The organism is Xenorhabdus mauleonii, assembly GCF_900113945.1.
In the GTDB taxonomy this organism is placed as follows: Bacteria; Pseudomonadota; Gammaproteobacteria; order Enterobacterales; family Enterobacteriaceae; genus Xenorhabdus; species Xenorhabdus mauleonii.
This window is the reverse complement of record NZ_FORG01000010.1, coordinates 148,717-164,103: the sequence shown is the minus strand read 5'-3', so window position 1 is coordinate 164,103 and position 15,387 is coordinate 148,717. Positions and strand designations below refer to the sequence as shown.

At 42.7% G+C, this 15,387-nt stretch carries 19 protein-coding genes; 2 read left to right on the top strand and 17 right to left on the bottom strand.

Annotated elements, in window-relative coordinates:
• The 13 genes from BM100_RS23585 to BM100_RS11720 all read right to left on the bottom strand — a co-directional run.
• On the bottom strand, positions 1–942 hold a 942-nt coding region (locus BM100_RS23585), incomplete at its 3' end, for a phage tail protein (protein WP_244896537.1).
• Positions 939–1,547: a phage tail protein I gene (locus tag BM100_RS11775; RefSeq protein ID WP_092511151.1), complete on the bottom strand. Its 609-nt coding sequence runs from the start codon at positions 1,545–1,547 to the stop codon at positions 939–941. The genes BM100_RS23585 and BM100_RS11775, both read right to left, overlap by 4 nt.
• Positions 1,540–2,448: a baseplate assembly protein gene (locus BM100_RS11770; RefSeq protein ID WP_092511149.1), complete on the bottom strand. Its 909-nt coding sequence runs from the start codon at positions 2,446–2,448 to the stop codon at positions 1,540–1,542. Before BM100_RS11770 ends, BM100_RS11775 begins: the two co-directional genes overlap by 8 nt.
• Before the next feature lie 21 nt (positions 2,449–2,469).
• Positions 2,470–2,820, bottom strand: coding sequence for a GPW/gp25 family protein (locus BM100_RS11765; protein WP_092511147.1), 351 nt, complete (start codon positions 2,818–2,820; stop codon positions 2,470–2,472).
• Positions 2,817–3,452: a phage baseplate assembly protein V gene (locus BM100_RS11760; protein WP_092511145.1), complete on the bottom strand. Its 636-nt coding sequence runs from the start codon at positions 3,450–3,452 to the stop codon at positions 2,817–2,819. Before BM100_RS11760 ends, BM100_RS11765 begins: the two co-directional genes overlap by 4 nt.
• Positions 3,453–3,794: 342 nt before the next feature.
• Positions 3,795–4,298, bottom strand: a complete 504-nt coding sequence (locus tag BM100_RS11755; RefSeq protein WP_092511143.1) for a lysis system i-spanin subunit Rz — start codon at positions 4,296–4,298, stop codon at positions 3,795–3,797.
• Entirely contained in the window at positions 4,298–4,834 is a 537-nt protein-coding gene (locus tag BM100_RS11750; protein ID WP_092511141.1) for a lysozyme, read from the bottom strand. Before BM100_RS11750 ends, BM100_RS11755 begins: the two co-directional genes overlap by 1 nt.
• A gap of 28 nt (positions 4,835–4,862) precedes the next feature.
• A complete protein-coding gene (locus BM100_RS11745; RefSeq protein WP_092511139.1) occupies positions 4,863–5,126 on the bottom strand; it encodes a hypothetical protein in 264 nt (87 codons plus the stop codon).
• 9 nt (positions 5,127–5,135) lie between these two features.
• Positions 5,136–5,339, bottom strand: coding sequence for a tail protein X (locus BM100_RS11740; RefSeq protein WP_092511136.1), 204 nt, complete (start codon positions 5,337–5,339; stop codon positions 5,136–5,138).
• Between the two features lie 231 nt (positions 5,340–5,570).
• Positions 5,571–5,807, bottom strand: coding sequence for a DinI-like family protein (locus tag BM100_RS11735; protein ID WP_092511134.1), 237 nt, complete (start codon positions 5,805–5,807; stop codon positions 5,571–5,573).
• Between the two features lie 18 nt (positions 5,808–5,825).
• Positions 5,826–6,038 (bottom strand): hypothetical protein, encoded by a 213-nt coding sequence (locus BM100_RS11730; protein WP_092511132.1) that lies wholly within the window; start codon positions 6,036–6,038, stop codon positions 5,826–5,828.
• Positions 6,039–6,151: 113 nt separating this feature from the next.
• A complete protein-coding gene (locus BM100_RS11725; protein WP_092511130.1) occupies positions 6,152–8,161 on the bottom strand; it encodes a replication endonuclease in 2,010 nt (669 codons plus the stop codon).
• A 114-nt stretch (positions 8,162–8,275) separates the two neighbouring features.
• Complete coding sequence (locus tag BM100_RS11720; protein WP_092511128.1) at positions 8,276–8,626, bottom strand: DUF5347 family protein; 351 nt, start codon at positions 8,624–8,626, stop codon at positions 8,276–8,278.
• 245 nt (positions 8,627–8,871) lie between these two features.
• Here BM100_RS11720 and BM100_RS11715 point away from each other — a divergent pair, with 245 nt between their 5' ends.
• A complete protein-coding gene (locus BM100_RS11715; RefSeq protein ID WP_092511126.1) occupies positions 8,872–9,489 on the top strand; it encodes a phage repressor protein CI in 618 nt (205 codons plus the stop codon).
• A gap of 219 nt (positions 9,490–9,708) precedes the next feature.
• Here BM100_RS11715 and BM100_RS11710 read toward each other — a convergent pair whose 3' ends face one another.
• Together BM100_RS11710 and BM100_RS11705 are read right to left on the bottom strand one after the other, a co-directional pair.
• Entirely contained in the window at positions 9,709–10,272 is a 564-nt protein-coding gene (locus BM100_RS11710; RefSeq protein ID WP_175494945.1) for a GNAT family N-acetyltransferase, read from the bottom strand.
• A 145-nt stretch (positions 10,273–10,417) separates the two neighbouring features.
• Positions 10,418–10,909 (bottom strand): bactofilin family protein, encoded by a 492-nt coding sequence (locus BM100_RS11705; RefSeq protein ID WP_092511124.1) that lies wholly within the window; start codon positions 10,907–10,909, stop codon positions 10,418–10,420.
• A 1,448-nt stretch (positions 10,910–12,357) separates the two neighbouring features.
• Here BM100_RS11705 and BM100_RS11700 point away from each other — a divergent pair.
• The gene (locus BM100_RS11700; RefSeq protein ID WP_092511122.1) at positions 12,358–13,173 is read left to right on the top strand and encodes a helix-turn-helix transcriptional regulator; all 816 of its coding nucleotides are present in this window, start codon (positions 12,358–12,360) and stop codon (positions 13,171–13,173) included.
• Between the two features lie 177 nt (positions 13,174–13,350).
• On the opposite strand, the gene BM100_RS11695 is transcribed toward BM100_RS11700, so the two are convergent.
• On the bottom strand, positions 13,351–14,343 hold the full coding sequence (locus BM100_RS11695; RefSeq protein ID WP_092511120.1) for an alpha/beta hydrolase family protein: 993 nt from the start codon (positions 14,341–14,343) through the stop codon (positions 13,351–13,353).
• Positions 14,344–14,564: 221 nt separating this feature from the next.
• On the bottom strand, positions 14,565–15,236 hold the full coding sequence (locus BM100_RS11690) for an epoxyqueuosine reductase QueH (RefSeq protein WP_092511118.1): 672 nt from the start codon (positions 15,234–15,236) through the stop codon (positions 14,565–14,567).
• Between the last annotated feature and the right edge of the window lie 151 nt (positions 15,237–15,387).

Here is a 15,387-nt window from a genome sequence, read left to right as displayed (position 1 = left end):
AACAATATCGCCACTCAATGATTTTCCATTGATTTTCCGTGAACTTGGCACCGCATTTCGAGCTAGGTTTTGAGTTTCCACCAAACCGAGGTTTTTCACAAACTCGTCTTTGTTTGGAATATCCGCTCCATTCTTGTTTTTTTCCAAACGAGAATTAGCATTTTCGTTAGCAGCATCTGCCTGCGCCTTAGCTTCATTCACTTTGGCATCTGTCTCGCCTTTGGAATATGCTCCAACATCCGCAGAATTCAGTGAAATATCCGCACTCAGTGCTTTGCCATTAACTTTGCGCCCTGCCGGTACACGACCATTCGCATTATTATCCGCAGCCTTCGCAAAATCATAAGCCGCTTTAACCGCCTTCGGTGTCGCTGCATGCGTTTCACTAGTGCTGTCCACTGCGCTACTCAGGATCACAAATCCTTTCTCTTTCAGCGTCGCGTCTGGATGGTTGCGGCTGTTCGCATGTTTCTGGATAGAGTCATCCACATATTCACGCGTTGCCAAAACGACTGAAGGATCAACCTTTAGTGTCACTGCGTTAGCACTGCTGACAATCAGGATCATGCGGATAGTCTGGGTACGGCCGGAACCTTCCTGCAATTGCGGTTTGTAAGTTTCCGCGCAGTTACCTACTGCAATCAGCACGCCGTCTTTGTCATACAAGCCGATTTCACGGATCCACCAGCCACCTTCAGCTTCAGGAATAACCTGCTCAGCGATGATCTGGTTGGTGTTTTTAGGATCGATGCTCAACGTGTTAATCGCCGCACGACGTTTTTCATTAATCAATTTGGTTTGTTTGGTATCCGGTGTCGGCAGGCTGCCACCACCATCACCAACGGCCATATGGGTAATTTCAATTTTAGTACCCAATGCCGCAGCATTTGCCAATTTATCTGCGCCTAACTGTGTCAGCAACGCAAAGAATTTGGTACTCATGGTCTAATCCTCATGTCATCAATAATATGTATGCCCGTGCCCACGATTTCTGAACCGGATACCGTGATTTGTTCCGGGAAATAGGGGTAAACTGTCAGCTCGTCACCACTGTATGTCGCTGCCGAGTAGTGATATTCACCACGCGTATCTAAGTTGATGTCCAAACCAATCAGATGTCGGCTCACTGGCTTGGCATCAAAAATCAGGTTTTCCAGTTCATCAAATGTTTCCTGAGTAATGCCGCTCTCCAGTACACCAATGTCCAGCCGGAACGTGCCGGGAGCATCGTTGGTTTGCCACCACTCTTTTACGCGGATGAGATATCCCAGCGGTTCAACTACGCGCCGAATCGCACCAATCGTTCCTTTATGTTTGTGCAGGAACAGCGAGTTTTTGATCACTTCTCTTTTGGTGCTCTCAGGCCAGTTTTCGTCCCAGCGATCTACTGACCATGCCCATGCCAAATAGGGCAGCAATGATGCCGGACATGTGTCTGGGTTCCACAGTTCACGAAGTGGAACGTTGACTTTCTGCAATTCAGCACAAGCTTTAGCTGCTGCAAGCTCTAGCTGAGTCGAGCCCATCGGTAGAAGGCGATCACTCATCCGAGCCTCCCATCGTCAGGGTGGTTTTGGTGCAGTAAGATGCCTGGGTTTTATCCAGTACGACGTCTTTCAACGGTGCTTTCAGTTCTACACGTTGGATGCCTTCTACATGCAATGCGGCATAAATCGCGGATAAGCGGATATCACGCCCCAAACGATGTTGCGCTTCTACGTAGTGTTTCAGCTTTTGCTCCGCCGCCTTGCGAATAGGTTCTGATTCCGGTGTCGGGAAGATGTACAACACGGCGTCAATTTCATATTCCACAATGTTCGCCGATTGAACGGTCAGACGATCCGCCACCGGGCGCACGTTTTCGTCGTTCAGCGCTTTTTCAACTTTTTCCAGCAACTCCTTGGACGCAACGCCTTTATCTTCGCGCGACATAATGGTCACTGTAACGTTGGCCGGCGATGGACTGATTGCCGACGCATCGGCAACACGGCCGTCCGCACTGCGGGCATGGTATTCATACGAACCAACTGGGCCGGCAACACTCAAGCCTTCAAAAGCTTGCGGAATGCGTACTCGATAGTCGTTATCAGATTCCATTACCGCTGGTGTCGGGGGAACGGTGGTGTTATCCACAGGGCGCAAGATCATGCGGGATACGTTATTGTTCGCCCCCAATTGATCCAAATCACTGCCTGTTGAATAAGCTACCATCACGGCCCGCGCCGCTTCGTTAACCCGCTGACGCAAAAGCAATTCGCGGTAAACGTTCTCTTCCAGTAACTTGACCAAAGGCTCGGACTCCAATTGCAAAGTGCGAGCAATGGCTTCTTGCTGATCTTCTGGATAAAGCGAAATCAATCCTTTTTTTCGCTCTTCCAGTAGTTGTTCATAATCCAGCGGCTCAACCACATCCGGTGGTGGTAGCTGGCTTAAATCGATTGTTGGCATGCTTTACCTCTCGGAATAGCCTTACCGGGAATGGCTCACCGGAATAGAAAGTGAAAATTCTTTGGCTGATTGATGGTAAGTTCCCGTAATATCCACCACCATTTTGCCGTCCTGCCCAGTTTCCATCGTGATGGACGTTAACGTCACACGAGGCTCCCAACGGCTGATGGCGGTATAGCTGGCCGCCATCACCTGAAGCCTGAGCGCTGGGTTCTGTGGCCAGTCGATCAGTTCAGGCAGCAAGGAACCATATGTACGACGCGCGATACGGCTGCCTACTGGAGTTAATAAAATATCGCTGACGGATTGCCGGACGTGTGCCAAATCTGTCAACTCCCGGCCTGTCTGCCGGTTCATTCCCAGATACATCATACGGGGCCTCCTGTTGTGTCACCGCCTGACCTGACGCCGGTGTGTTTATGGGAATCCACGACCACGCCGTTGGAACTGAATGTGCCTCCGGAGTGTTCAATATTGCCCGTCATTTTGCCGCCATTGCGCACAATTAAGTTGCCTGTGCTCATTAGCTGCGTACAGATGACTTCCGGTGTGTCCAGCGTAATTCGGGTGCTGGCAACACAGGTGATTTCCGGCGCGGTAATATGGACGGAATCCGATGCAGTCACTGTCGCGGTTTTGATGCCAGTCACAGTCAATGCGCCGGATTGCGGTTCATACTCCATCACGGCACCATCCGGAAACGTAATATGCGTTGCTTCTGGTGATGTTGATGGCGCCGGAAACTCATCTGAAAAAATCGCAGGCAATACAAAGGCGGTGGTCAGTTCTCCGCCTATGGACAGTAATAAAACCTGCTCACCGACACTGGGCGCCCACCATGTGCGGGAATTTCCCGCTCTGGATGTCAACCAGTGCAGCCAGTTGGTTTCAAGATTGCCTGTCGCGACCCGGCACATTCCCTTGGTGGTATCCACTTGGGTAATGACGCCTGCTCGAATCAGGTTGCGCAATAAGCGCATCAGTTCAGTGAGTTGTGTGTTCATGGCGTAAGAATGCCATGAAAAAGCAGGTCGGACATTAAACTAGGCTTGTAAGAAACAGCATACAAATCCAGAAATAAATGCCTTTAATATCATTAAGTTAAATGAAAAACAAAAGGCCTTCCCTAAGATGGGAGAAGGCCTTTTGTGAGTTATGGTATGGCGCTGAACAATTTGAAACAAAATGCCATTATTTACGTACCCGTCGTCTTTCAAGTTGCCCTTTGTTGGCTGCGTTCATTCACACTGGTCACCGTTTCTATAAATATACGGTTACCCATGCTCCCGGAGGTTAATTCCCTTGCCACCTCGACGCATCTTGAAATTCATAAGGTATAGGAAAAATTATTCCGCCTTGCACTGCCGAACAACATCACGGACATATTGCTGCAAGTAGTCTAGTTTGGCTTGATCGCGGATGATTCCGGCTCGGATATCGTAAATAGTGCGTCCAGCTCTTGCAGTGAGTTCGACTTGGGCTCCATCGCCCACGCTGCGGGCGCCGGTATCTCGGTTTTGGGTGAGCTGACAGGTAGCAAGGTTGGCGGCGGCGATTTGCACCCGGCGATGACCGGCAACAATATCAGCACGTAAGACCGCATTTTCTTCGGTGACATTAGCTAATTTTCCTGAGTAGTATTTATCCAATTCCGCCGCCCGATTTTGAGCATCTTTCATTTGCTGAATGGCGGCCAGCGTTTCTGAATGCGCTTTTTGGTTGATGGCAACAAGCTGAGTTGCATGCTGTTGTTTCAACCCTGCCACTTCACTGAGAAACAGGGAGCGATGCCCCCACCAACCAAAGCTTCCGCCAATGATTAGACTCACAACTAATGGCATCTTTTTCATTATTCCAATCCCCAACAAACCAGTTCAGCCTCCTGCTCACGACGCAAAACTTGCCCATAACAACCGTTCGACTGCCCCCGAGTTTTTCGACAATCGCGTCCGCCGTCGAAGATCCAACGCTTGATCTCTGCACAGGCACCTTTTTTATCCCCTGCATTGAGTTTGCGATAAAAAGTAGAAGAGAAACATTTTGCGGGGCCAATATTATACGGGCAGAAGCTGGCTATTCCGGCAATTTGCGGTTCAGTGAGCGGTACATGGATATTTTTCCTCACCCAGTCAATCGCCTTATCCGCCTCAATCCGATTCAGAGCGTTACATTGTTCAGGTGTCAATTGCATTCCTTTGTGCACTTTTTTTCCATCAACTTGTGTCACACCCCGGCATATTGTCCAAATCCCGCCTGCATCTTGGTAAGCAAAAAAACGATTACCTTCTTTCTCATCCAAAAACTGGGAAAAAATAAGGGAAGATGTCGCTCCACCAATCACCAACGCAAGAACCCATTGGCTGAGTTTCGTTTTAAAATCTTGCACACTGTCCCCCGCATACTGTTCTCACACGCTATAACTCTTTCGGAGCTTGGTTGATCAGCTCGCTGACAATCTTGGATGATTTTGATGCAGGCTCTAATTCCAAATTTTCCAGAATGTTTTTTAAAATCAGGGTTCGTTTCATCTGCTCCTGACGATTGAGTCGATAAGTCAAAACCCCAAGGCAAATGCTGGCAAATACCCCAAGAATAAAACTCCATTCATATAAAGAAAGTCCGGAAAAAATGGCAGTAGTGCTGACGCAGGCATAAGTTGCATGACTGTATTTATCCATGCACATCCCTTAATCCCATAGCTGGATAATAGGTTTGCTGGCTACCGGCATAAATTCCGGCATTTCAACCTTCGTTCCATGGGGCAATACCGCGCCAAAATCAGCCAACCCTGGGTTTGCTTGCAATACACGTTCAGTCATGCCCAGCGTTCGGCCATAATGACGCCAACAGATGGCATCAACTGTTTCATTTTGTTGTGCGATAATTTGCATACACTCTCCTTTTCCTTGCAGAAAATAGTTTTTAAATCGGAGAGTTATGATCGAATAATGAGGAATATGCTTCAATGAGATGAAATTGTCAGGAAAGTGATACAAAAACCAACAGACGTTTCATTGATTCGCTTTTATTGGCTTTTAAAAAACACAAAGGCAGGAAACGATTTCCTGCCTTTGTGTTATGTTGTTTTTTTGCTGTGACTTGCCATCCATAACCTGTCAGATTTAATCTGACAACCAACTATCATCTTCCCAAACTTCCTGAATAAGTTCCATCATATGGTCGCGTTCGCTGCTGTTGTTCGTCCCTGTTACTTTTATGGAGGTACTGCTGCTGATTGCAATCCTAAAATGTGTATCAGGATAATGCGGTAATATTCTTTTTTTTAGTTCACTTTCAAGTGCAGACATGACTGCTTCAGAAACATTAGCTTGTTTATCGAAAAGTACTTCTACTCGCATCCTTTTCTCCTGATAAATCTAATCTTCAATTGAACTTGAATCCTCTAATACATCATCATTTAACAAATTGTTGCTTGATTCTTTCTGATAACTACTGAGTCTTTTTTCATAAGGTGCAGATAATTCCGCTATCCAAACCAAAGCCAGTTCTTTGTCTTCCGCATGATTGCATTCGCAACTTGTTGCCATTCTGGCAATAAAATTAATACGTTGCGCTACCAATGATTCCATAAGAGATTCCATTGATATATCCGCCTCCATATAAAACTGTATGTTTATACAGTACACCTAATTTACGAAAAGTTAAAGAAGTTTTTTCCTTTCATAAAGATAAAATTTGATAGTTAATAACTATCATTTATTACTTTTATAGGAATATTTACTAATGTCATTTTTAACGCTTTTGTTACACCTCCTCCTGCTCCCACACCGCATTCCAACGGCCATGTGGTCTGTTCATCGGTACAGTTATTGACAGAACTCCAAGAAGAAAATTTTTTGTTCCTTTTATAAACTATCTGTTCAGGTTTAGGATCTGCGTTAAATTTAGGCACAATATTCCACTGGTGAATACGAGTACAAATGAACTCTGTACGAGGCAAAAAAGGTGATGTCACACCTTGTATTGAGTGAATGTCTTCTCCATAAGGACTTCCGAATGGAATATGTTTGTAAGATAAGCGAATGACCAAATCACGACGCGCCACCCAAGGCCCCCCTTGTGCCTGAGTGTAGTCGGCCCAATTCCCTTCATCCGCAGCCCGTAGAACGGCATTGACTTTTTTATCAAGCAAACACAAGTCTCTGAGGCGACGTAATTCGCGCCAAACCGAAACCGGAGCGCCACCAATTTGTTGAAATTGTCTAATACGCCAACGACTCGCCCATGCTGTGACTGATTTAGCCATATCGCGCAGAGATTCGCCCGTTTCATGGTCTTGTTCTTCTTCCAGTGCATATCCATCTATATTTTTGGAGATGTACTTTGCGATATAACCTGTTGCACTGCCTTTATTAGGATCAATCTTTCTATAATCAAAACGCGCTTTTTTCGCCCCATGATGCCGTAACTCATTTTTATCTTCCTGACATGCATAATGTTCAAGGATTGCCCTGACTTGTTGCCGATGCTCTGGCATCATGAACAACACCATGTGCCAATGGGGTGTGCCATCATGGTGAGGTTCAACCACCCGAAAACCAAAGATATGAATTCGCGCACGAGCGATTGCCGCACGTGCCTTTGCCCAGACACCGCTCAAATATCGCTGGGTATCGCGCGGAGTCGCACCATCCCAATGTTTAACAAATCCGCCTTGATGCTGAACCGCATGATACTTTGCAGGAGCGGTGATGGTATAAAACTCACCAATACAATTCATTTTGTTAGCAACATCTTCGAAACCACGCATTCTGACCATTAATTCACAACGCCGGATAGCTGGGTTTGCGTTACTATGTACAACGGTATCAGCCAGGGATATTCGCTCTCCTTCTTCATTTTCCAAATCAAAGTGCTTGAAAAATTCACGGTTACGCCGTTTCTGCTCCAACCACTCTCTCAATGCCTGACGTGATACATAAGGAGAAGCAGCTTGTTGTACTTGTCCGACAGCAATCGCCATATGTTCGGATTGAATATCACGCAAGCGTTTCAAACGAAAATACCACCAACGCGCAGACATCATTCGCAGCATTCCCGAACATAATTGGTCAACCGATGGCGCTTTTCGCCCACCATTGAAACTCTGCCAATAGGGAGGATTAGTTCCGCACTGCATCGTCAGTTTCGCCAGCAATTTGTATAACCTGCTGACACGAGAAAATAGCTCATCTTCATTATCAGCAGAGACTGGCGGATACTTTTGTGAATATGCCAAAGAGTAATGCTCATAATTGCCAGAAATGAAAACGGAAATGTCATGAGCGAGTTTCAGAAGTTGTTTGCGGTCATATGTCGCCACATTGTCCAATTGATTAACAAAAGGAAAAGGGGAAGTTCCGGCAAGGTTGCTATCAGGAAGACAGCGGTTGAATTGATATTTTTCCTTTACTAACTGCAATCGGGGCAGGACATTTTGCCCGACAGTTTTTCTCAGGAAGGAGTTTGCCTCACGGCGACCCGCACGGGAAAAAATAGCAACATAACGATGACTGAAATACTTTGCCAAAAAATCTGGCATCTGCCCGATATATTGATGGCGCCATTGGTGATCTTCCGCGTTGACTTCCCATAACAAGCGCTCTGCCATTGAAATGCCCTGCGGTGTATTCGGCCTGAATTCCGCAGTGTGTTTGTGGCTGGCAATTAAATAGCCATTATTATGTTTGCTGTTGATAACGTCGCTATTCATCAATATTACCATGTTAAGGTGCGCAAATTTAAAGGTGTGCAAATGCCTGACGTATCCATGTCATTCACTGGTATTAAAAAATGTGTTCAAAAAACGACGGTTAGTCAGCCCTGCTCAGAAGAGAGCCTCCGCAGGCAATGTCAGGTGCTTTGGAAATTGGCTGACAACAACTTTAATATGGTTCATCGCCTTGATCAGGGCTTGTTTTTCTTCTTGGGTGAAATGCTTGAACTCGTTATCGTGCCGAGAGAGAGGAATGTTCGCCAAATAAAAAATGGCGGATAATGCCCGTTTATTTTCTTCATAGTGGCAGTCTTTCTTATCGCGCATGTCAGCCAAAAAGCGATTGAACTCCTTTTCGTCATCCCCCCAGTATGTTGCCCTGATCCTTGATAGATGATTCAATCCTTCCAGCCGTTGGCCGAGGTTAATCTGGGCAAATTTTTCTTTCTCAGTATTCGCCATTGTTTTCCCTCAACATTGTCCTCTTAGTCATTACTTCTTGAGCTACTTTTCTTAAGACACACTTCTTAAGACACACTTCTTAAACAATCGTCAATTCACGGGCACATATAATGTATAAAGATTGAAATTCGGACGTTCATGATGCAATATCTCTCAATGGTTTTCTGCTTAACCAATCAGGGCTCACTAAAGATCTCATTTCGAGAACTTTGGTGGGATACTAATATCTCTTATCTGTACTGTCAATGAAAAATACCAATATTGAGATCAAAATGGGGGCTGATAGTGGGGGAAGACCTGCTATTGAACGTCTTGTCCGCGCGTATGGATTTAAATCACGTCAGGCCCTAAGCGACCATTTGGGCGTTTCCAAAAGCACTATGGCAAACCGCTATCTTCGTGATAGCTTTCCAGCAGATTGGATCATCCAGTGCAATCTCGAAACTGGTGCTTCACTGCTGTGGTTGAGCACAGGCCAAGGTGAAATCTTTCCAGATGGTGAAAGTGGCAAAACTGAGCGACTGGAAGATATCATTGCTCCGTCGATTCCTCGTGTAAAACTGTCGGGAGGTAAGCTAAATGAAGCGAATCCCGTCATTCTGGATAGCGAATTAATTTCCAAAGAACTCAAAAACCCGTTGGTTGTTGATGATGGAATCGCATGGTATTTGCTGGATACCCAAGAAGACAATATTCAGGATGGCTTATGGTTAGTGGATATTGAGGGAATGCACAGCATCAAAAAAATTGCCAAAATCCCAATCAGCAAGATCAGGGTCAGCGATAATGATGTTACATTTGATTGCGCAATCAGCGATATTCAATTCATCGGCCGCGTTGCTCTGATGATCTCCAAGCAATAACAATCCGGCTTATACCCGATAACCTTCAGGCAGAAATGCGGCTAGCAAAGCAGCGGATTGAAAAATGGAACTTGGGGTAAAAGTGGTTCACATCAGGGTTATCCCTAATCTTCGGGGATAATCCTGATTGCATGCGGCTATTTTCCCATGCAGGTGCCGTATGCTTTATAAAGGCATATAGTTAGTATGGAGATAAGCTGTCAGTGTGAAGAGCAATAATCAGCGCGAAGATAAATAGTGTGAACGAGAAAGCCGGTACAAAACATGTTCTCTCAATAGGTGCCCTTCTGCCAACGCGGGATGCATGAATGTGTGTTCATCCTTGAGCATACCCAGTTTTTTCATGACACTTTCTGAGCGGTAGTTAGGGACAGCCGTAAACGCAACAATCTCTTCCAGATTAATTTCCATAAAAGCAAACGCCAAAACTCTGCGAGCGGCTTCACAAGCATAACCTTTCCCCCAATAAGGCTTATCCAGACGCCAGCCTATTTCAACGAATGAAGAAGGAGAAAATGGAAACTCAATTTTGGGGATATTCAGCCCGACAAAACCAATAAACTCCCCGCTCTGCTTTACTTCAACGGCCCATAATCCCCAACCACTTTGAGTTTCAAATTTACGGATGCAGTTATCAAGCAGGACATCACTCTGCTCTTGAGTGAGTGTGTCGGGGAAAAATTCCATCACTTCGGGGTGACTATTCAGGCGAAAGAAAGGTTCTTTATCTTCTTCTTTCCAGACCCGTAACCGTAACCTATCGGATTCCAATTCAAAAATCACAGAGCCTCCTTGAAATATAAGAAAAAATTTAAGGCGCAATGAAAATCAGCCAGCATTTAAAACGAAAACTGCCGGAAAATAGTATGATTTATTTTCCGGCAGCAAACACAATCACATGTTATGAGGAACTATCAAGTACTGTTTTTCACGCACTGTTTTTGGCTTTTGATTTGTCTCCTTGGCTATCCTTGATAGAAACAACGCGCTCCATTTCAGGCTTTTTCTTATTCTCAACTTGTTCAGACTGGCCGACAAATAGCCCGCCACGCCGAATAGACATGCTTCCACAACGGCTGATGCCCTTCAGTTCACCATGTTCGAGAATATCCAGTGTATCTGCACAACACGTTCCATCAACATGCCCATCAATGATGATTTCAGGTGCATTAAGTTCACCTTCAACTTTACCGGCATGCATGATACGAATTGCACCGCCTTTTACTCGGATATTGCCAACAATTTTGCCCCAGACCTGAATATCCCCTTCCATATCGATATCGCCTTTGAATACTGAATTTTTTGCAATAACAGTATTGGGACGCGCTTCTACGTTAGGCGACTTTTTCTCTTCAGTCAGTATTGGTGTAATTGGTGTAGTCGAATTGGCAACAGGTGCCTCAGTTTTTTTTCCAAACATAGCTTTTATTCTCTTCGTAAAGTAAAACACTAAAGCTAAAAAAGATAAAATTGCAGTTATGGTACAACCAAAATGGTAGCCATAAAGATATAACCCTAAAGCAATTCCCCAAAGGAGCCATACGCTGTATAAAAAAGTGTTATCTGAAAAACGATACTTTTTCATGTCTTTCTCGTTTTTGTTGTTTTTTCTTATATTCCGTCAGCAATATATCTATCAATATGCCTCAGCAAATCATGGGAAAAGATTGTTAAAACAGATCCTAACATTCTACTAGTATAAAAAACAATCTACCAAACTATAACAAAGGCATTTATAGCGTTATTACACGGATAAGGTTGTTATTTGAGTTAACCTTCTGAATTTACTTTTAATTATTTCATATCTCTTAAATTAAAGAAATCAGGCCTAACAAATTTAATTTGCTGCATTTATAGATACCATCAAGAAATTTAATAAATTATAAACAATTTTAAAACAACTCCAATCACATTGAATTGGTTTAAGTTTTGTAAGGCAAGAATGAGTAGCATGTTCGATGCAACAATAAGTTGCATGACAAGCCATCGAGAATAGCATCAATGCTATCTCGTTGATTTAAAATGCATCAATATAAACTTCAAAATTAAGCATCATTATTGCACAGTCAAAGCAATGCGTTCGTGGTAAGGAAGAGGAGAATTTCTTATATAAGAATCATTTTATCAGTGATAAAAAGCACGGCTCAATTTTAAATGGTGAGGCAATGTTTTAATGTCAACTATTCAGAAATAATTTGTGTATGAAATAAGTCCAAAAAAGAAAATACATTAAAATATTAATAATGTCCTTTTTGTTAACTTATACACGCCATACTGGCCCGCACCGACATATTTAGAACACAGTGAATAGGTTGAATTTTAAATTTATCATTCTGATTTTAAGTTATAGATATTTATTCACTACGTTAACAAAAAAACACCGACCATAAAAAAACATTACTAATCAAAATGATACAAATTAAATATTTGTTAAAACCATCCATCTTATCTAAGAAAACTCAAACTAAGTAACTTAACAAGCTAAAAAACGGCAATATTAATGCTCATTCATGCTTCTTGAAAAAAAATCAAATAAAGATTAAACAATAAGAGATAAAAAACAAACAAATCACAAAGAAGTTATTTTCAACTGCAAAAAAAGAGGCAATAAATAAATTTATATCACAATTTTTTACACTTAAACCTAACACAAATATTTGTTTAGTTATATAATACTGACAGTGATTTAATTGATGTACGCATGAAATTTCGAGATCTTTCAATACAAGTTTAATCATCCTTCGATTTTATCCACATAATCTGAAGGTGCGGGAAGGCTTTTCAACATTCATTAATTAATAAAATAAATACACCATGCATTCATCAAAAAAAATGATTACTCATGATACGGAAAATTAGGAGTATAAAATGAAAAGGACGACATGTTTAGCTCAAAAGAGTATTTGTACTCTTCAATTATCCATGCCAGATTTCAGTATACTGGAGCATAAACAAAGAGGGTTGTATATTTTACTTGATGGTGAAATGATATGGAAAGATAGTATCAATACTTATCACATCACACCGAATGAGATTCTTTTTACCCATCCGGGAAGCTACGCAGCTAAAACTAATACAGAAAGTTGTCAGGTATTATGGTTACCATTACACATGGAATTCCTGCGAAATTTTTTAAAACGCTATGGCTCGCTGCTGAGTAAAATAGAACGACAAGATTTTCCTGCCTATCGGCTAATTCCTTTTAATCAATTTCCTCTACTGACGGAAAGCATCCGCGGGCTTGCCAACTTATTGGCCCATGACTCTCCTCCGGCTCTGATTCAATTGAGAGTTGAAGAGTTGTTGCTGTTACTTTCCTTGAGTAAACAGGGATCACTGCTGATGTCTATTCTAAGGAAACTCAGCAATCGTCAAGTCGAACGCCTGCAAACATTTATGGAAGCCAACTATCTCAAAGAATGGAAATTAAACGAATTTGCGCGAGAGTTCGGAATGGGGCTGACTTCTTTCAAAGAGTTATTCAATAGCGTTTATGGTACTTCCCCCAAAGCCTGGATCAGTGAACAACGCATTTTGTATGCACATCAACTTTTACTGAACAGCGAAATGAGCATTGCGGATATTTCACTAGAATCCGGCTTTTCCAGCCAATCCTATTTTACTCAAAACTATCGCCGGCGTTTTGGCTGTACGCCTAATCGAGCCAGATATGGCAAAGATTAGTCTCTTGTTCCATCACACACAGTCGGCAAGGTAAAATCTGCATTAAAACAAAATGAAAAACCGCTACTTAAAAGATTAAACAAATATTGTGGTGACTCATTGCTATCAGAGAATAAATCAGACTTGCTTTCAGTCACCACCAGGATTTTTATTGTTCCTTTACAAGGATAAAATATATCAATCTACATACAACAGTTCATTTTTGATGTTAAGCAAATCCTGTTGATCAAAGCTAATATTTGTTTTCTCACCTGTATCAAGTAATATTTTTTCTGCAATCATCTGGGTTAAAGGAGAAATAATGTTGAAATGATCTCCATTTTCAATAGAGTACACCTGCAATGGAATCTTTTTATTTTCAGCTATTTTCTTTATTTCATCAAATTCTTCCCAATATGCTTCTTCTCCCTCAAAATAAAAAGTGGGTGATTTTATGGAGGTTAAAAAAGTACGAGGGGAACGCAATTCAAATTCTTCAGGATTATTTTGATCAAATGGAACTGCAACCGGCACGGGGCCGTATTCAATACGTAAACGTAAATCAGGGATGCCTCCCAATGAAAAAATAGCCCTGAATTTTTTAGTGTATTCACTGGCTAATAATGCACGGGTTCCACCGGTACTGTGCCCAACCAAATAGATTCTTTCTGGATCCACATAAGGAAGTTTCGCCAAATATTGCCTCGACGATTCAATGTCACGTATTTCACCATAGAACATCTCATAACGCCCGGGGTTAACATTTTCACCACGGAAGCTGGGGATCATCAGAACCATCCCGTCACGCCTGAACGCAGATCCTGATTGATCGTTCTCATAAGGCCGTTCAGACCAGAAAAAATCATCGTTGCCAATACCACCATACCCGCCAATCAGCCAAATAACAGCCGGATGTCTTTTGCCCTTATCCGCAGGCGGAGCACTGAGAAATGCGGCCATATTTCCGTCTTCAGCAGGATAATGCACCAATGAGAAAACATCTTCGGGCGGAATGGCTGGTTCCCCATCACTCACAAAACTATCATCAACAATATTGGTTTTAAATTTGGCATGAGCCTCAGAATAACTGTCTTTGCGTAAATTAAAGCTATAACTCTCTTCATTACATGCAACGAGTAAAAAACTAAATATGACGAGAGTAAATTTAAATCGACTGAAGATTTTCTGCATAAGATAACCTTAATAAATAATTTTATTTTCCTGTTGCCATTTTAAATTTATGTTACTGTTATCTTATGAATAAGATTGTGAGAACGCCAGAAAAACTTAATGAAATCTAAACAGAGTTAAATAGCATTGCTGACTTTTTTAGGATAAAGAAGGCGGGATCTGATGCCTGCCAGCATCAGATCAAAACGAAACGAAATTAAATGCAATAAAAATCAATATAATTAATGATCTTGCTTCTTACTGTCTGCGCTATAAAAAACCGTACCCAGTTTGATCCTTTCACGACCGGTAGATAGACGATGTCGGTTAGTATCGCGAAGTGAATATACACAACCGCAATATTCCTGTTGATAAAACTCTTCACGTTTACTGATTTCTATCATACGTGACGAGCCACCACCCTTGCGCCAGTTATATTCCCAATACATTAAATCAGGATAATGTGATGCAGCTCGAACACCACATTCATTAATCTGTTGCATATTTTTCCAACGGGAGATACCGAGCGAGCTGGTAATTACAGGAAAACCGTGTTCGTGGGCATAAAGTGCCGTTCGCTCAAAACGCATATCAAAACACATTGTGCAGCGAATACCGCGCTCAGGCTCGTTTTCCATTCCTTTCGCACGTTCAAACCAATTATCACGATCATAATCCGCATCAATGAAAGGAATACCCATTTGTTCTGCAAAACGAATATTTTCATCTTTGCGCAATTCATATTCTTTAAGGGGATGAATATTCGGATTATAGAAAAATATCGTGAAGTCAATTCCCGAAGCCAGCATTGCTTCCATTACTTCGCCTGAACAGGGTGCACAGCATGAATGCAACAGTACTTTATTGTGCCCGTTCGGCAGTGGAAGAGGGTTACGTTCAGAGTTCAGTGACATAATATCCTTTACCTAATGCAGACAATAAAAAAATCAGGAAGAGAGCATGATTTCCCTTCCTTTGTTTATTGGTTGACCATCTTACCCTTTTCTTCTGCCCGGCGGCAATTCTTATAGGAACAGCGCCGTAATATATATAACGGCCATAAAG